At 69.0% G+C, this 17089-nt stretch carries 17 protein-coding genes; 13 read left to right on the forward strand and 4 right to left on the reverse strand.

From position 1 onward, the window contains the following. Positions 1 to 6: 6 nt before the first annotated feature. From ACZYYX_RS15605 to ACZYYX_RS15615, 3 genes are read left to right on the forward strand one after another with little or no spacing between them, the layout of a single operon-like run. Complete coding sequence (locus ACZYYX_RS15605) at positions 7 to 300, forward strand: hypothetical protein (RefSeq protein ID WP_463815817.1); 294 nt, start codon at positions 7 to 9, stop codon at positions 298 to 300. Further along, positions 278 to 2293 (forward strand): thioredoxin domain-containing protein, encoded by a 2016-nt coding sequence (locus ACZYYX_RS15610; protein WP_463815427.1) that lies wholly within the window; start codon positions 278 to 280, stop codon positions 2291 to 2293. Before ACZYYX_RS15605 ends, ACZYYX_RS15610 begins: the two co-directional genes overlap by 23 nt. Before the next feature lie 11 nt (positions 2294 to 2304). Next, the gene (locus tag ACZYYX_RS15615; protein WP_463815428.1) at positions 2305 to 2676 is read left to right on the forward strand and encodes a nuclear transport factor 2 family protein; all 372 of its coding nucleotides are present in this window, start codon (positions 2305 to 2307) and stop codon (positions 2674 to 2676) included. 12 nt (positions 2677 to 2688) lie between these two features. On the opposite strand, the gene trhA is transcribed toward ACZYYX_RS15615, so the two are convergent. Then, positions 2689 to 3426, reverse strand: a complete 738-nt coding sequence (trhA, locus tag ACZYYX_RS15620; RefSeq protein WP_463815430.1) for a PAQR family membrane homeostasis protein TrhA — start codon at positions 3424 to 3426, stop codon at positions 2689 to 2691. Positions 3427 to 3481: 55 nt separating this feature from the next. Between trhA and ACZYYX_RS15625 the strand changes: the two genes are divergently transcribed. The 4 genes from ACZYYX_RS15625 (at position 3482) to ACZYYX_RS15640 (ending at position 6679) form a co-directional block, all read left to right on the forward strand. Further along, positions 3482 to 4273 carry a (2Z,6E)-farnesyl diphosphate synthase gene (locus tag ACZYYX_RS15625; RefSeq protein ID WP_463815431.1) on the forward strand — a complete coding sequence of 264 codons (792 nt, stop codon included), beginning with the start codon at positions 3482 to 3484 and terminating at the stop codon, positions 4271 to 4273. Between the two features lie 9 nt (positions 4274 to 4282). Continuing rightward, positions 4283 to 5632 carry a hypothetical protein gene (locus ACZYYX_RS15630; protein WP_463815432.1) on the forward strand — a complete coding sequence of 450 codons (1350 nt, stop codon included), beginning with the start codon at positions 4283 to 4285 and terminating at the stop codon, positions 5630 to 5632. A gap of 69 nt (positions 5633 to 5701) precedes the next feature. Then, positions 5702 to 6115 carry a hypothetical protein gene (locus ACZYYX_RS15635; protein WP_463815433.1) on the forward strand — a complete coding sequence of 138 codons (414 nt, stop codon included), beginning with the start codon at positions 5702 to 5704 and terminating at the stop codon, positions 6113 to 6115. 84 nt (positions 6116 to 6199) lie between these two features. Continuing rightward, positions 6200 to 6679, forward strand: coding sequence for a hypothetical protein (locus ACZYYX_RS15640; protein WP_463815434.1), 480 nt, complete (start codon positions 6200 to 6202; stop codon positions 6677 to 6679). On the opposite strand, the gene coaA is transcribed toward ACZYYX_RS15640, so the two are convergent. Next, on the reverse strand, positions 6676 to 7614 hold the full coding sequence (gene coaA / locus ACZYYX_RS15645) for a type I pantothenate kinase (RefSeq protein ID WP_463815435.1): 939 nt from the start codon (positions 7612 to 7614) through the stop codon (positions 6676 to 6678). The genes ACZYYX_RS15640 and coaA overlap by 4 nt on opposite strands. Before the next feature lie 30 nt (positions 7615 to 7644). On the opposite strand from coaA, the gene ACZYYX_RS15650 reads away from it, so the two are divergent. The 5 genes from ACZYYX_RS15650 (at position 7645) to ACZYYX_RS15670 (ending at position 13806) form a co-directional block, all read left to right on the forward strand. Next, a complete protein-coding gene (locus tag ACZYYX_RS15650; protein WP_463815436.1) occupies positions 7645 to 8853 on the forward strand; it encodes a DUF885 domain-containing protein in 1209 nt (402 codons plus the stop codon). 118 nt (positions 8854 to 8971) lie between these two features. Then, positions 8972 to 10435, forward strand: a complete 1464-nt coding sequence (locus tag ACZYYX_RS15655) for a glycine hydroxymethyltransferase (protein WP_463815437.1) — start codon at positions 8972 to 8974, stop codon at positions 10433 to 10435. A 64-nt stretch (positions 10436 to 10499) separates the two neighbouring features. Beyond that, complete coding sequence (locus tag ACZYYX_RS15660; protein WP_463815438.1) at positions 10500 to 11327, forward strand: acyl-ACP desaturase; 828 nt, start codon at positions 10500 to 10502, stop codon at positions 11325 to 11327. 212 nt (positions 11328 to 11539) lie between these two features. Next, positions 11540 to 12853: a PhoH family protein gene (locus ACZYYX_RS15665; RefSeq protein WP_463815440.1), complete on the forward strand. Its 1314-nt coding sequence runs from the start codon at positions 11540 to 11542 to the stop codon at positions 12851 to 12853. Positions 12854 to 12924: 71 nt separating this feature from the next. Then, positions 12925 to 13806, forward strand: a complete 882-nt coding sequence (locus tag ACZYYX_RS15670; protein WP_463815441.1) for a polysaccharide deacetylase family protein — start codon at positions 12925 to 12927, stop codon at positions 13804 to 13806. Positions 13807 to 13829: 23 nt separating this feature from the next. Here ACZYYX_RS15670 and ACZYYX_RS15675 read toward each other — a convergent pair whose 3' ends face one another. Both ACZYYX_RS15675 and glpX read right to left on the reverse strand, forming a co-directional pair. Continuing rightward, positions 13830 to 15236, reverse strand: coding sequence for a class II fumarate hydratase (locus ACZYYX_RS15675; RefSeq protein WP_463815442.1), 1407 nt, complete (start codon positions 15234 to 15236; stop codon positions 13830 to 13832). A gap of 34 nt (positions 15237 to 15270) precedes the next feature. Next, a complete protein-coding gene (gene glpX / locus ACZYYX_RS15680) occupies positions 15271 to 16299 on the reverse strand; it encodes a class II fructose-bisphosphatase (protein ID WP_463815443.1) in 1029 nt (342 codons plus the stop codon). A 55-nt stretch (positions 16300 to 16354) separates the two neighbouring features. On the opposite strand from glpX, the gene ACZYYX_RS15685 reads away from it, so the two are divergent. After that, the gene (locus tag ACZYYX_RS15685) at positions 16355 to 17059 is read left to right on the forward strand and encodes a DUF4245 domain-containing protein (protein WP_463815444.1); all 705 of its coding nucleotides are present in this window, start codon (positions 16355 to 16357) and stop codon (positions 17057 to 17059) included. The last annotated feature ends 30 nt before the right edge of the window (positions 17060 to 17089 follow it).

The raw sequence follows: 17089 nt of genomic DNA on the forward strand, positions 1-17089 counted from the left end.
CTGATGATGACCGCGCTGGCCGTCGACATCCTGGCCCAGAACCCGCCGCAGCAGAGCGGACCCGACTTCGGTAAAGCGAGTCCGTTCGGCCTCATCGTGATCGTGCTGCTGCTGATCGCCGTCTTCGGGCTGGTGTGGTCGATGAATCGGCATCTGAAGAAGGTGCCGGCCTCGTTCGACACCGACGCCGACGGCACCGAGGGTGGTGTCGACACGGGTGCCCCGGACGCCGATCCCGACCTGGCCGCGGGCAACCCGGCCGATCCGGTGGCGCGTCGTGAGCCCGACGCCGGGCCGTAACACCCTCGGGGCGGCGCTGAGCCCCTATCTGCGCCAGCACGCCGACAATCCGGTGCACTGGCGGCAGTGGAGTGCCGAGGCGCTTGCCGAGGCCGCCGCCCGCGATGTGCCCATCCTGCTGTCGATCGGATACGCGGCGTGCCACTGGTGCCACGTGATGGCCCACGAGTCGTTCGCTGACGACGAGGTGGCCGCGGTGGCCAACGCCGGATTCGTCTGTATCAAGGTGGACCGCGAGGAGCGCCCCGATCTCGACGCGGTGTACATGGCCGCCACGGTGGCCCTCACCGGGCAGGCCGGTTGGCCGATGACGTGCTTCCTGACCCCCGACGGCCAACCGTTCTTCTGCGGCACCTATTACCCGAAAACGACGTTCCTGCAGTTGCTCTCGGCTGTGAGTGAGACATGGCGTCATCGGCGCGCCGAGGTGGAGCAGGCGTCGCAGCACATCACCGGCGAACTGCAGACGATGACCACCGGCCTGCCCGGGGGCTCCCCGGTGACCGCGGAGCTGTGCGACGGCGCGGTCGAGGCGGTGCTCGCCGACGAGGACACGGCGCACGGCGGGTTCGGTGGGGCGCCGAAATTCCCGCCGTCGGTTCTGCTGGAAGCGCTGCTCCGCCACCACGAACGCACCGGCACGGACGCGGCGCCGGCAACGGTGGCCCGCGCGTGTGAGGCGATGGCGCGCGGCGGCCTCTACGACCAGCTCGCCGGCGGCTTCGCCCGCTACAGCGTGGACGAGGCGTGGGTGGTGCCGCATTTCGAGAAGATGCTCTACGACAACGCGTTGCTGCTGCGGGTCTATGCGCACTGGGCGCGGCTCTCCGGTGATCCTCTGGCGCGCAGGGTGACTCGCGAGACCGCGATGTTCATGCTCGAGAATCTGCGCCGCGATGGCCTGTTCGTCTCGTCGCTGGATGCCGACGCCGCGGGACGGGAGGGATCGACGTATGTGTGGACTCCCGCGCAGCTGCGCGACGCACTCGGTGACGACTCGGACTGGGCCGCAGCGCTTTTCGTCGTGACCGACGACGGCACCTTCGAGGACGGTGCGTCGGTGCTGCAGCTGCGCGCGGAGCCGACCGATGCGGCGCGGTTCGATGCCGTGCGGAAGACCTTGCGCGCGGTGCGCGCTGAAAGGCCGCAACCCGAGCGTGACGACAAGGTCGTCACCGCGTGGAACGGGCTGGCTATCACGGCACTGTGCGAGGCGGGCGTCGCGCTGGCCGAACCCGAGCTGATCGACGCGGCCGCGTCCTGCGCGGACGCCCTGCTGGATTTGCACGTGCGCGACGGCCGGCTGCGCCGCACCAGCCTCGGTGGTGTCGTCGGCCCCAGCGCGGCCATCCTCGACGACCACGCGGCCCTCGCCACCGGCCTGCTCACGCTGCACCAGGTCAGCGGGGCGCAACGCTGGCTCGACGCCGCCACCGAAATGCTCGACGTCGCGCTGGACCAGTTCGCCGATCCAGACCGCCCGGGCCGCTTCTACGACGTCGCCGACGACGCAGAGCAGTTGCTGATGAGGCCCGCCGATCCGTTCGACGGGGCTACGCCGTCGGGGGCGTCGTCGATGGCGGAGGCGCTGATGTTGGCCGCGCACCTCGCTCCCGCCGACAGGGCGAACCGCTACGGCGACGCGTTCGACACCACGCTCGCGACGGCCGCGCCGCTGCTGGCGCGGGCGCCCCGGTCGGCCGGACACTGGCTCGCGGTCGCCGAGGCGGCGGTGCGTGGTCCGATCCAGATCGCGGTGTCGTGCGTCGACCCGGCGACGTCGGATCTGCTGCGGGCCGCCCGCGCGCTGGCGCCAGGGGGAGCGATCGTCGTGGGCGGGCCGGTCGATACGTCGGAACTGCTGAGGGACCGGCCGCAGATGGGCGGCATCGACGACCCCGAGGATGCTGCCTACGTGTGTCGCGGGCGGGTGTGCGATCTGCCGATTCGCACGGCCGGCGAACTCGCTGCCACGCTGAAGCCGTCCGTGTAGCGTTGCGGCTCATGAGCTTCGAGCCCGATGTCCTGCACGGTTTCGTCCAGCGCTACCTCGACACGGTCGCCACCGGCACTGCCGAGGACGTCGCCGCGCTCTACGCCGAGGACGCCACTCTGGAAGACCCGGTCGGGTGCGGGGAAGTGCACATCGGCCGACAGGCCATCGCCGGGTTCTACAAGGGAATGGAAGGCGATCACGACATCACCACCGAGCTGCTGACGTTCCGCGCCGGTGGGCACGAGGCCGCGTTCATGTTCGCGATCAACGTCGGCGGCGCGATGCGCATCGAACCCATCGAGGTCATGGTGTTCGACGGCGACGGCAAGATCACGTCGATGAAGGCCTACTGGAGCCAGGAGAACATCACTCCGCTGTAGGGGGCGATGTTCTCAGCCGGAGAAGACGGCGAACCACATCGCGACGTAGTGGCAGATCGCCGCGACGGCCGTGCAGGCGTGGAAGAACTCGTGATGGCCGAACGTCGTGGGCCACGGGTTCGGCCACTTCAGCGCATAGAGCACACCGCCGATGCTGTAGAGCGCGCCGCCGACGATCAGCAGCACCACCGCTGCCACCCCGGCGCCCTGCAGAATCGGCCCGATGAACCACGCGGCCACCCAGCCCAACAGGATGTAGAGCGGCGTCCCCACCCACCGCGGCGCCGACGGCCAGAACATCTTCAGCAGCACCCCGGCCAGAGCGCCACTCCACACGATCCACAGCAGCACCTCACCGCTGTGCTGGGGCAGCGCCAGCACAGCGAACGGCGTGTAGCTGCCCGCGATGAACACGAAGATCATCGAGTGGTCGGCACGTTTCATCCACGTGCGCGCGGTCTTCGACGTCCAGTTCACCCGGTGGTAGGTCCCGCTGACCGTGAACATCGCGACGATCGTCAGCGTGTAGACGAGCGTCGCGACTCCCGCCTGGGTCGACTTCATCGACCACGACACCGCGACCAGCGTGGCTCCGCAGATGACCGCGATCACCGCGGAGTAGACGTGGATCCATCCGCGTAGCCGCGGCTTGCCCAGGAATTGGGCGACACCTTCTGCGACGGCCTCGGGCAGATCCTCGGGTTCCCGTGGCGTGTCGGCGGTGTACCAAGGCTCCAGAGATGTCGGCATTTCACCTCCGCTGACTGGCGTGGACAATCCATCGGTCACAGTAGTCTGGATCATCGTGGACCTCATTCCGCGGCGGCTCAAGGAACCGGCCTACCGGCTCTACGAGTTGCGGCTGCGACAGGAGCTGTCCCGGCAGAAATCCGAGCTCCCGCGCCATATCGCCGTGCTGTGCGACGGCAACCGGCGGTGGGCCCGTGAGCTCGGCCACGACGACGTCGCGTTCGGCTACCGCGCGGGCGCGCAGCGGATCGCCGAGATGCTGCGCTGGTGCGCCGAAGCCGGCATCGAGATGGCCACGGTCTACCTGCTGTCCACCGAGAACCTGCAGCGCGACGCCGACGAGTTGGCAGCGCTGATCGACATCATCACCGACGTCGTCGAAGAGATCTGCGCGCCGGCCAATCAGTGGAGTGTCCGCACGGTCGGCGATCTCGAGCTGATCGGCCAGGAGCCCGCCCGCCGGCTGCGCGAGGCGGTGCAGTCGACCGACGGCAACGGTGGCCACTTTCATGTCAACGTCGCCGTCGGGTACGGCGGCCGTCAGGAGATCGTCGACGCGGTCCGCGCCCTGTTGAGCAAGGAGCTGGCCAACGGCGCCACGGGGGACCAGCTGATCGAAGCCGTGACCGCAGAAGCGATCTCGGAGAACCTCTACACCTCGGGCCAGCCCGACCCCGATCTGGTGATCCGAACCTCGGGTGAGCAACGGCTCTCGGGGTTCCTGCTGTGGCAGAGCGCCTACTCGGAGATGTGGTTCACCGAGGCCTACTGGCCGGAATTCCGGCGGGTCGACTTCCTGCGGGCGCTGCGCGACTACAGCGCCAGGCATCGGCGCTACGGACGCTAGGGCGCCGTGATGCTCGGCCTGTCCGCCGCGGTGTTCGCGCTGAGCTGGTGGCTGGGCCTCTATCTGCTGGCCCGTGACCCGCGCAAACCGGTGCTGGTGCTCGCCGCGGTGGGTCTGACCGGCTTCGCGGCCGTCGTCGCGCTAGACGCCGTGCGCGTAGGCGCCGGTGTCGACGCGCTCGGCCGGCTCGAGGTGTACCTCGTCGCGGTGCCGGGGGTGGCCTGGTTCGCGGTGCTGCTGGAGATGTCACGCCCGCGGGACTGCGCACGCGGTCGCGCCCGCGAGGCCGCGCTCGTCGCCGCGGCAGCCGTCGTCGCCGTGATCGGAGCCGCGATGGCCGGCGACGTCGAGGGGCCGCTGCGGCTCGGTCACTGGGTGCTGTTCGCCGCGGTCTCAGTTCCTGCCGTCGGCGCGCTGCTGGCCGCAGTCCTGCGCCGCCACCAGCCTCGGCCCGTCGTCGGGTTCGTCGTCGTCGCCACGCTGTTCTTCGCACTCGGCAACGCGATCCTCGTCATCCCGCTCGGTCTGGTCCCCAGCTGGCTCGCGCTCGCCTCGACCGGCGTCGACGTCGCCTTGCTCGGCATGGCGGTAGCTCTGGGCGACGCCTTCGACGAGGGCCAGGCGCTGCGCAAGGACATGCTGCGCTCGGCGCTGGGCACCGCGGCGGTCGCGGTGCTGTTCGGCGGCCAGGTGCTGCTCGGCGTGGCCGCCTCCGGGCCGGGCGTCACGCTGGTCGTGCTGCTGTTCACCAGCCTCGCGATCGCGATCACCGTCAACGTGCTGGCCGACCCGCTCGCGGGACTGCTGGACCGGCTCGCGTTCTCGCGGACCCCCGCGCTGAGCGCCGAGCGCGCGGCGCTGCGCAGCACCGAGGCGGCGCTGCCGCGGCGTGCGGCCGGCCCCCTCGACGACATGGACGACGAGACGTTCGTCCGCGTCACCCGCCGCGCCCTCGGCCACTACGCCGACTTGTCCAAGCTCGTCGCGAGCCCGCTGACCGCGCTGCCGATCATCGACGAGCGGCTCGCCCGGCGCGGGGCGCCCGGTCACCCGCTGGAACGCGCCAACGAACTGCGTGCGCTGCTGGCCGAGCGCATCGCCGGCCTGAAACCCCGCGACGGCAACGACTTCGGCACCACCGAGGCGTGGCGGCACTACAACGCCCTCTATTTCCCGTACGTCGTCGGCGTCCGCGCCTACGCGCAGAACGCGACCGCCGCCGGTCTGGACCCGGTGGCGCGCCGCGCGTGGCAGTGGCTTGCCACCGAGGTACCGCAGCGCTCCCTGCACAACTGGCAGAACGCCGCCGCGCGCGTCATCGCCACCGACCTCAAGAGCAGCCTCGTCGACGTGCGCTGACCTGCGGTTGGCAGCACTTGGCAGCATTCGGTGTCGATCTGGCACCGACATCGGCGCACCGTCAGTGCCATGACCGCCATCACCCACCGCGCCGCCGGGGCGAGCCGCCCCGACGACCAGCTGTTGCGCTTCGCCCTGCGCGCCGACGCCACACTCTGCGGCGGGGTCGGCCTCTTCGCCGCGATGGCAGCTGATCCGCTCGGCCGGCTGACAGGGGTGAGCGCAACGGTCGGGTGGCTCGCCGGCGCCGCGTTGGTCGGATACGGCGCGCTGCTGTACAGCGCCGCACGGCTGGGCAGCATCCGGCATGTGGGCGTCGCGGTCCTGGTCGGTAACGCGCTGTTCGTCGCCGCGGTCGTCACCGTCCTCGTGACCGGTGCGATGGCGCTGACCGGTGCAGGCACCGCTCTCGTGCTGACGTTCACGGCGGCCACCATCGGCCTGTCGTGGCTGCAGTACCTCGGGGTGCGCCACCTGGCGTGACCCCGTCATGGCTGGGACCGGAGTCGCCGTCGGAAGAGGTTACGGCGTCGGCTCCGGTACCGGTCCTACTGAAAGGAATCACTCATGACCGGCACCGTTTTCTCCCGACTCGGCACTGTGTCCTCCCGCCTCGGCGCTGTGTCCTCCCGCCTCGGCACTGTGTCCTCCCGCGTCGGCGCGGCGAGCGACTTGCTGCTGCGTTTTGCGATGCGCGCCGACGCCGTGTGCAGCGGCCTCAGCGGAGTCGCACTGCTGGCGCTCGCCCCGACGGTCGCCCGGCTGTCGGGGACGACGCCCGCGATCGAGTACGCGACGGGTGCGTCGTTCGTCGCGTTCGCCCTCGTGGTGCTGGTGTTCGCGTCACGGCCGCGGATCCGCACGGCCGGTGTGGTGCTGGCCGCCGGCAATCTGCTGTTCAGCGTCGCCACGGTCTGCATCGTGCTGGCCGAGGTGTTGCCCCTGACCACCACCGGGGTGGCGCTGTTCCTCGGGACCGGCGTCTACACGTTGGTGATGGCCGAGCTGCAGTTCCAGGGCGTGCGCCGCATCAGCGCTCGCGACTAGAGCTTGCGCAGCCGCAGCCGGTTGATCGAGTGATCGGAGTCCTTGCGCAGCACCAGCGTGGCGCGCGGGCGCGTCGGCAGGATGTTGTCGATCAGGTTGGGGCGGTTGATCGAATGCCAGATGTCGCGGGCGGCGAAGACGGCCTGCTCGTCGGTCAACGTGGAGTAGTGGTGGAAGTGCGAGGCCGGGTCGGCGAACGCCCCGGCCCGCATCGACAGGAACCGCGAGATGTACCACTCCTCGATGTCCTCGATGCGCGCGTCGACGTAGACAGAGAAATCGAAGAGGTCCGACACCATCAGCGCAGGCCCGGTCTGCAGGACGTTGAGACCCTCCAGGATGAGGATGTCCGGGTGCGCGATGATCTGCTTCTCGCTCGGCACGATGTCGTAGAGCAGGTGCGAGTACACCGGGGCGCACGCAGCGTCGACACCCGATTTGACCGCGGTGACGAAGCGCATCAGCGCGCGGCGATCGTATGACTCGGGAAAACCCTTGCGATGCATGAGATTACGTCGAGACAGCTCGGCGTTGGGGTAGAGGAAGCCGTCGGTGGTCACCAGATCCACCCGGGGGTGGTGCTCCCAGCGGGCGAGCAGTGCCTGCAGCACGCGCGCGGTGGTCGATTTGCCGACCGCGACGCTGCCGGCCACCCCGATGACGAACGGCACCGGTCGGTCCGGATTCTGTTGCGGTTCCCCGAGGAAGTCGGCGGTGGTGGAGAACAGCGTTTGGCGCGCCGCCACCTGCAGGTGGATCAATCGCGCCAGCGGGAGGTAGACCTCCTCGACCTCGAGCAGGTCGATCTTCTCGCCGATACCCCGCAACCGGACCAGTTCGTCCTCGGTCAGCTTCAGCGGCGTCGACATCCGCAGTGCTCGCCACTGACGTCGGTCGAACTCCACATAGGGGCTGGGTTCGCTCAGCCGAGCCATGGGCACAGTCTTGCAGTTAGCGTGGTGACCATGGACGCCGGTACTGGTTCTGAGTCTCTGGTGCGCGACTACCTGATGCTGGGGCTGCGCTTCGACCGCATCGAAGAGGGCTACGTCGACTCGTTCACCGGCGACCCCGCACTGCGTCGCGCGGTCGCCGACGAACCCGCACCCGACCCCGCCGACCTCGCGCGCGACGCCCGACGGTTGCTCGGCGAACTACCCGCCGGCCTCGACGCCGATCGTGCCGCGTTCGTCGGTGCACACCTGCGCGCCCTCGAGTGCGCGGCCCGCACGTTCGCAGGCGAGAAGGTGGGGTTCGTCGACGAGGTCGAGGCATACTTCGACGTCCGCATCAGCAAGGGCGATCCCGAGCGCTACCGGGAGGCGCACGCCAAGCTCGGCGACGCGCTCGGAGGCACCGGCCCGCTGGCCGACCGGATCTCCGCCCACCGCGCGGCCGAGGAGATTCCGCCGGCTCGTCTGGAAGAAGCCATCCACGCGTTCTCCAGCGCCCTGCGTGACCGGGTCCGCGCGACGTTCCCTCTGCCGGAGCGCGAGACCATTACCTACGAGGTGGTCACCGACAAACCGTGGTCGGGATTCAACTACTACCTCGGCGACTACCGGTCCACGGTCGCCGTCAACGCCGACCTCAAGCAGCAGATGGCGAACCTGCCGCGGCTGGTCGCCCACGAGTCCTACCCCGGCCACCACACCGAGCACTGCCGCAAAGAAGCCGGGCTCGTCGAGGGCAAAGGTCAGGCCGAGCAGACGATCTTCCTGGTCAACACGCCGCAGTGCCTGATGGCCGAGGGCCTGGCCGACCTCGCGCTCCACGCCGCCGTCGGGCCGGGGTGGGGGACCTGGGCCGCCGAGATCTATGCCGACCTGGGCCTGCGGTTCGACGGCGCGCGAGCCGAGACGATCTCGGAGGCGACGGCCGCGCTAGCCGATGTCCGCCAGGACGCCGCACTGATGCTGCACGATGAGCACCGCGACGTCGACGACGTGGTGGCGTTCCTGAAGCGCTGGTTGCTGGTCGACGACAACCGCGCCCGCCAGATGTTGCGGTTCCTGTCCTCGCCGCTGTGGCGGGCCTACACCAGCACCTACGTCGAGGGCTACCGGCTGCTACGTGGCTGGCTCGACGACCGGCCCGACGGCGTCACGTTGACCCAGCGGTTCACCACGCTGCTCGACGAGCCGCTGATCCCGTCGTCGCTGCGGGCCGCCTGAGCCGCCGCCGGGTGTGCGGTTTCATCCGCAACACGCCGGGTCAAGCGTCACGGATCGCACACTCGGTCGGTCTCGGTGGGTTTCTCGGCCGGGCTGGTCGCGGGCTAGGCTCGACGGCATGACTGCCACCTCCGCCAAAGGTCAGGGCATCGAATACGCCGACACCGCGAGCGAGGCCTACCGCGCCGCTCTTCGGGTGATCGAGAGCGTGGAACCGCGCATCGCCGAGGCCACCCGCAAAGAGCTCGACGATCAACGCCATTCGCTGAAGCTGATCGCCAGCGAGAACTACGCCTCGCCGGCCGTGCTGCTGACGATGGGCACCTGGTTCTCCGACAAGTACGCCGAGGGCACCGTCGGGCACCGCTTCTACGCGGCATGCCAGAACGTCGACACCGTCGAGGCGCTCGCCGCCGAGCACGCGCGCGAACTGTTCGGGGCGTCCTACGCCTATGCCCAGCCGCATTCGGGCATCGACGCCAACCTGGTGGCCTACTGGGCGATCCTGGCCACCCGGGTCGAGACCCCGGGCCTGGCCGACATCGGTGCCAAGCACATCAACGACCTGTCGGAAGCGGACTGGGAGACGCTGCGCGCCAAGCTGGGCAATCAGAAGCTGATGGGCATGTCGCTGGACACCGGCGGACACCTCACCCACGGCTTCCGGCCGAACATCTCGGGCAAGATGTTCCACCAGCGCCAGTACGGCACCAACCCCGAGACGGGCTTCATCGACTACGACGCCGTGGCCGCGGCCGTGCGCGAGTTCAAGCCGCTGATCCTGGTCGCCGGGTACTCGGCCTACCCGCGCCGCGTGAACTTCGCCAAGATGCGCGAGATCGCCGACGAGGTGGGCGCGACGTTCATGGTCGACATGGCGCACTTCGCCGGTCTGGTGGCGGGCAAGGTGTTCACCGGCGACGAGGATCCCGTGCCACACGCGCACGTGGTGACGACGACGACGCACAAGTCGCTGCGCGGCCCGCGTGGCGGTCTGGTGCTGGCCACCGAGGAGTACGCGCCGGCGGTCGACAAGGGCTGCCCGATGGTGCTGGGCGGCCCGCTCTCGCACGTGATGGCCGCCAAGGCCGTCGCGCTGGCCGAGGCCCGCCAGCCGGAGTTCCGCACCTACGCCCAGGCCGTCGCCGACAACGCGCAGTCGCTGGCGGACGGCTTCGTCAAGCGGGACGCCGCGCTGGTCACCGGCGGCACCGACAATCACCTGGTGCTGCTCGACGTCACGTCGTTCGGGCTGACGGGCCGGCAGGCCGAATCGGCGCTGCTGGACTCCGGCATCGTCACCAACCGCAATGCGATCCCGGCCGACCCCAACGGCGCCTGGTACACCAGCGGTATCCGCTTCGGCACCCCCGCGCTGACCACCCGCGGGTTCGGCGCCGACGAGTTCGACCGGGTGGCCGAGCTGGTCGTCGAAGTGCTGTCCAACACCCAGCCGGCCGCGGGACCGAACGGGCCGTCGAAAGCCAAGTACACGCTGGCTGAGGGCACCGCGGACGGGGTGCGTTCGGCGGCCGCAGAGCTGCTGGAGGCCAACCCGCTCTACCCGGGTCTGACCCTCTGACACGAGGCCCGCGACACGGCCGAGGAATTTTACGATTCCCACATAATTGGGTTACTGTAACCGCATGGCACAGAAACCTGTCGCTAACGCGCTGACCCTCGAACTCGAGCCCGTCGTCCAGGAGCAGCTGCGACGTCACCTCGATACCGAGGACGCCTGGTTCGCCCACGATTATGTGCCCTTCGACCAGGGCGAGAACTTCGCATTCCTCGGCGGCCGCGACTGGGAGCCCTCGGATGTGACGCTGCCCAAGACGGTCACCGACGCGGTCGAGATCCTGCTGATCACCAAGGACAACCTGGCGGGGTACCACCGCGAGCTGGTCGAACACTTCATCCTCGAGGACAAGTGGGGCCGCTGGCTGGGTCGCTGGACCGCCGAGGAGCACCTGCACGCCGTCGCGCTGCGCAACTACCTCGTCGTCACCCGCGAGGTCGACCCGTCGGCCAACGAGGACGTGCGTGTCGAGCACGTGATGAAGGGCTACCGCGCCAACACCTACAGCCAGATCGAGACGCTCGCGTTCATGGCGATGTGGGAGCGTGCCCACGCCGTGTTCTGCCGCAACCTGGCCGCCGAGACCGACGAGCCGGTGCTACGCGGCCTCGTCGAGAAGATCGCGCGCGACGAGGAACGTCACGCCGAGTTCTTCAGCAACCTGGTCGCGCACTGCGTGAGCTCTCTGCGCGACGAGACCGTCGACGCGATCGCCACCCGGGCTGCGGCCCTGGACGTGGTCGGTGGCGACATCGACGCCTACACCGACAAGGTGGCCACCGTCGCCGAGGCCGGCATCTTCGATCAGGCCGCGCTGCGGCAAGTCGTCGCCGACTCGATCGCGGCGTGGGGCCTGGCCGACGAGCCGCGTCTCTCGGAGTTCATCAGCTCGTAACGGGGCAGCCGCTTCTACGCGGCGCGCCTGTCCGGCGCGGACGCCCGCTCGGGAGTAGCGTCGTTTTCGATGGCTAGCGACATGCTCTGCTGTCCGGGCGGTCCGAATCGTTTCGACGAAAGGACCGGCCCCGGTCCTTTCGGCCGCGCCCGCGTCCACCGAGATGTTCGCGTCGGGGCTCCGCGAACTCGCGCAGCCTCGAGGAGCGCTACGTGATCGATTCTCCCGTCCGGACCTATGTTCTCGACACCTCTGTCCTGTTGTCCGACCCCTGGGCCATCACGAGGTTCGCCGAACACGAGGTCGTGGTTCCGCTGGTGGTGATCAGCGAACTCGAGGCGAAACGCCATCACCACGAACTGGGCTGGTTCGCCCGCCAGGCATTGCGTATGTTCGACGATCTGCGCCTGGAACACGGACGGCTCGATCAGCCGATACCCATTGGCACAGAAGGTGGAACGCTCAACGTCGAACTGAACCACAGCGACCAGTCGGTGCTGCCGTCCGGATTCCGCACCGAGAACAACGACACCCGGATCCTGACGGTCGCCGCCAACCTGGCGGCCGAGGGCAAGCGAGTCACGTTGGTCAGCAAGGACATCCCGCTGCGGGTCAAGGCCGGCGCCGTGGGCCTGCTCGCCGACGAGTACCACGCCCAGGACGTCGTGACGTCCGGCTGGACCGGGATGGCGGAGCTCGAGGTGGCAGGCGAGGACGTCGACGCACTGTTCGCCGAGGGTGAGATCGATCTCGAGGCCGCTCGCGACCTGCCGTGTCACACGGGAATTCGGTTGCTGGGCAGCAACTCTCACGCGTTGGGCCGGGTCAACCCCGACAAGCGGGTGCAACTGGTCCGTGGTGATCGCGAAGTGTTCGGCCTCCGGGGAAGGTCAGCCGAACAACGCGTAGCCCTCGATCTCCTGCTCGACGAGTCCGTCGGCATCGTGTCACTCGGCGGCAAGGCAGGCACCGGCAAATCCGCGCTGGCCCTGTGTGCCGGCCTGGAAGCGGTGCTCGAGCGCCGCACACAGCGCAAGGTCGTGGTGTTCCGGCCGCTGTACGCCGTCGGCGGCCAGGATCTGGGCTACCTGCCCGGCAGTGAGAGCGACAAGATGGGGCCCTGGGCGCAGGCCGTCTTCGACACACTCGAGGGATTGGCCTCCCCGGCGGTGCTCGACGAGGTGCTCTCGCGCGGCATGCTCGAGGTGCTTCCGCTGACCCACATCCGCGGCCGGTCGCTGCACGACTCGTTCGTGATCGTCGACGAGGCGCAGTCGCTGGAGCGCAACGTGCTGCTCACGGTGCTGTCGCGGCTGGGCAGCGGCTCACGGGTGGTGCTCACCCACGACGTCGCGCAGCGGGACAACCTGCGCGTCGGCCGGCACGACGGCGTCGCCGCCGTCATCGAGAAGCTCAAGGGACACCCGCTGTTCGCTCACATCACGCTGCTGCGCAGCGAACGGTCCCCGATCGCGGCGCTGGTCACCGAAATGCTCGAGGAGATCAGCCCCGGCGCCCTGCCGTGATGGCGATTTCGGCGTGGTCGTCGTCGCCCAGCGATCACGACCACGCCGAAATCGCGCGGTAGGCTGCCCACGTGCGTAGGCGTCCCGACAGTTTGACCTGGCGTTATGGCAGGACCGTCCTCGGTACGGCCGCCGCGGTGGTCGTTCTCGTGATCGGTGGGCTCACCGGGCACGTGCGTCCCGCCAACGCCGACGACGTCGACTGCGCGCAGGTCAAGTGCGTGGCGCTGACGTTCGACGACGGGCCGTCGCCGTTCACCGACCGGTTGCTGTCGATCCTGCGCGCCAACAACGCCGAGGCCACCTTCTTCCTGATCGGCAACAAGGTGGCGGCCAACCCGGCCGGCGCCAAGCGGATCGCCGACGCGGGCATGGAGATCGGCACCCACACCTGGGAACACCCGAACATGACGACGATCCCGCCGCAGGACATTCCGGCACAGTTCAGCAAGGGCGTGGACGCGATCGTCGCCGCCACCGGAGTGCGACCGACGTTGTCGCGCACCGCGGGCGGCCTGGTCAACGACGCCGTGCTCGCCGAGGCCGGGCGGCAGGGACTGGCCGACATCAACTGGGACGTCATCCCGTTCGACTGGGCCAACGACTCCAACACCGCCGCGACCCGGGCGCTGCTGATGAGTCAGATCCAGCCCAATTCGGTGGTGCTGATGCACGACACCTATTCCTCGACCGTGGACCTGGTCGAGCAGTTCCTCCCGGTGCTGAAAGCCAACGGCTACCACATGGTGACGGTCAGCCGGATGCTCGGACCGCGCCAGCCCGGCACCGTGTACGGCAGCCGCGAGAACGGGCCGCCCGTCAACGGTCTCGTCGACCTACCGCCGGATCAGATCCCGCCGCTGCCGGCGACACCGTCACCCGCGCCGATGCCGAACTTCCCGATCACCGACATCCCCGACCAGAACTCGGGCGGCCCGAACAACGGCGCGTAGAAGAGGCCGAGCAAGGGGAAGCTCTACTCTCCGTCGCGAACCTTCGCCATCTTGAGCACGTCGAGACGCTTGTCCAACTCCTCTTCGGAGAGCTTGTCGCCGATCAGGCCGCGGTCGATGACCGTCTGACGGATCGTCTTCTTCTCCTTGAGCGCCTGCTTGGCGACCTTCGCGGCCTCCTCGTAGCCGATCGCCGAGTTCAGCGGCGTCACGATCGACGGGGACGACTCGGCCAACTCACGCAGGTGCTCCTCGTGCGCGATCAGGCCGTCGATGCACTTCTCGGCGAACAGCTTCGACACGTTCGCCAGAAGCGTGAACGACTCGAGGATGTTGCGCGCCATCATCGGGATGTACACGTTCAGCTCGAACGCGCCGGAGAGACCGCCGACGGTGACGGCGGCGTCGTTGCCGATCACCTGCGCGGCGACCTGCGTGACCGCTTCGGGCAGAACGGGATTCACCTTTCCGGGCATGATCGAGCTGCCGGGCTGAAGATCGGGCAGCTGGATCTCGCCGAGCCCGGTCAGCGGCCCCGAACCCATCCAGCGGATATCGTTGGCGATCTTGGTCAGCGACACGGCGATGGTCTTCAGCGCGCCCGACGCCTCGACCAGCCCGTCACGAGCGGCCTGCGCCTCGAAATGGTCGACGGCAGGGCGCAATTCGGCGATACCCGTCTGGTCCACCAGGACCTCGACGACCTTCTCCCCGAACCCGTCGGGGGCGTTGAGACCGGTGCCGACCGCCGTTCCGCCGATCGCGAGCTCACCGAGGCGGGGCAGCGTCGCCTTGACCCGCTCGATACCGGCCTGGACCTGACGGGCGTACCCGCCGAACTCCTGGCCCAGCGTGACGGGGACCGCGTCCATCAGGTGCGTGCGGCCCGACTTGACCGTGGTCCGCCACTGCCGGGCCTTGCCGTCGAGCGACTCGTGCAGTACTTCCAGCGCCGGAATGAGATGGCGCACAGCGGCTTCGGTGGCCGCGATGTGCGTCGCGGTGGGGAAGGTGTCGTTGGAGCTCTGTGACATGTTGACATCGTCGTTCGGGTGCACCGTGACACCATTCGCCGCCGCGATGGAGGCGATGACCTCGTTGGCGTTCATGTTCGAGCTGGTGCCCGAACCGGTCTGGAACACGTCGATCGGGAACTGGTCGTCGTGCTGCCCGTCGGCGATCTCTGCCGCGGCGGCGATGATCGCGTCGGCCTTCTCCGGCGCCAGCAGGCCCAGGTCCTTGTTGACCTGTGCGCAGGCACCTTTGAGGAGCCCGAGCGCGCGGATCTGGGTGCGCTCCAGCGGTCGGAACGAAATCGGGAAGTTCTCCACCGCGCGCTGGGTCTGGGCCCGCCACAGCGCGCTCTTGGGCACCTTGACCTCGCCCATCGTGTCGTGCTCGATGCGGTACTCGACCTCGTTGTCGCTCATTCGCTTCCTGTTCGTGTGTGTCGGGGATGGGTGGTTACGGCAGGGGATAGGCGGCGGAGGTGTCTCCGGTGAAGTCGACCGCCGAGTATTCGTTGAGCTTGGACAGCCGGTGATAGGCCTCGATCATCCGGACCGTGCCCGACTTCGAGCGCATCACGATCGACTGCGTGGTGCAGCCGCCGCCGTAGTACTGCACGCCCTTGAGCAGATCGCCGTCGGTGACGCCGGTCGCGCAGAAGAAGACGTTCTCGCCGGAGACCAGGTCCTCGGTCCGCAGGACCCGGTCCAGATCGTGGCCGCGGTCGAGGGCCTTCTGCCGTTCCTCGTCGTCCTTGGGCGCCAACTTCGCCTGAATGGCGCCGCCCATGCAGCGGATGGCCGCCGCGGCGATGATGCCCTCCGGGGTGCCACCGACGCCGACCAGCATGTCGGTGCCCGACCCCGGCCGGCATGCGGCGATCGCGCCTGCGACGTCGCCGTCGGAGATCAGCCGGATGCGGGCGCCCGCCTCGCGGACATCGTCCATCAGCTGGTGATGGCGCGGGCGGTCCAGGATGCACACCGTCAGGTCGCGCACGCTGGAGTTCTTGATCTTCGCGACGCGCCTGATGTTCTCGGCGATCGGCGCGTTGATGTCGATGACGTCGGCGGCGTCGGGGCCGACCGCGATCTTGTGCATGTAGAACACTGCCGACGGGTCGAACATCGCTCCGCGCTCGGCCACGGCGAGCACGGAGATGGCGTTCGGCATGCCCTTGCTCATCAGCGTGGTGCCGTCGACGGGGTCGACTGCGAAGTCGCAATCAGGCCCGTCGCCGTTGCCGACCTCTTCGCCGTTGTAGAGCATCGGGGCGTTGTCCTTCTCGCCCTCGCCGATGACGACCACCCCGCGCATCGACACCGAGTTCACCAACTCGCGCATCGCGTCGACAGCGGCACCGTCGCCGCCCTCTTTGTCGCCGCGACCGACCCAGCGGCCCGCCGCCATCGCGCCCGCCTCGGTGACTCGCACGAGCTCCAGGGCCAGGTTGCGGTCGGGGGCTTCCCGCCTCGATTGCGTCATGGGCCAGATTGTCCCATTAGCGGGCCACCGATCGGGAGCTGGGATACTGGCAGTCATGACCACGCCGCCCGACCCCGGCCAGCCCGCAGGCAGTGAGGGCGCCGAACACCCCGCGGCCGGGTACGCGGTGCCCATCGCCAAGCCCGCCAAGTCCCGTCTGCTGCAGGACGGGCGCGACATGTTCTGGTCGATCGGTCCGCTGGTGGTGGCCTGTGTCGTGCTGGCAGGTGTGCTCGGCATGTGCTCGTTCGCGCCGACGGGTCCGGGCGCAGGCCCCACCCCCGACTACGACGCCCAGGCCGCTCTGCAGGCCGACGCGGACACGCTGAAGATCCCGATCCGGGTGCCGCAGCTGCCGCGCGACTGGCGGGCCAATTCGGGCAGCCGTAAGGGTATCGAGGGGGGCCGCACCGATCCGCAGACCGGCCAACCGGAGCGTGCGGTGGCGTCCACCGTCGGCTACCTCGCGCCGAGCGGCATGTACCTGAGCCTCACGCAGAGCAATGCCGACGAGGACAAGCTCATCGCCTCGTTCAGCCCTGACCTGGTGCCGACGGGCACCGAGGACGTCGACGGTGTCCGGTGGGTCGTTTACCAGGGCGGCGAGCAGGACGGCCGGGCCGCCGAGCCGGTGTGGACCGCCCAGGTCCGCGGTCCCACCGGACCCGCTCAACTCGCGCTGCGCGGCGCCGCAGGTACAGACGAGTACCGTACGCTGGCCGCTGCGACGCAATCGCAGCAGCCGCTGACTCAGACCTGATCAGACGACCTGACCGACTCACCTGACTCG

The organism is Mycobacterium sp. IDUB_1 (assembly GCF_055419625.1).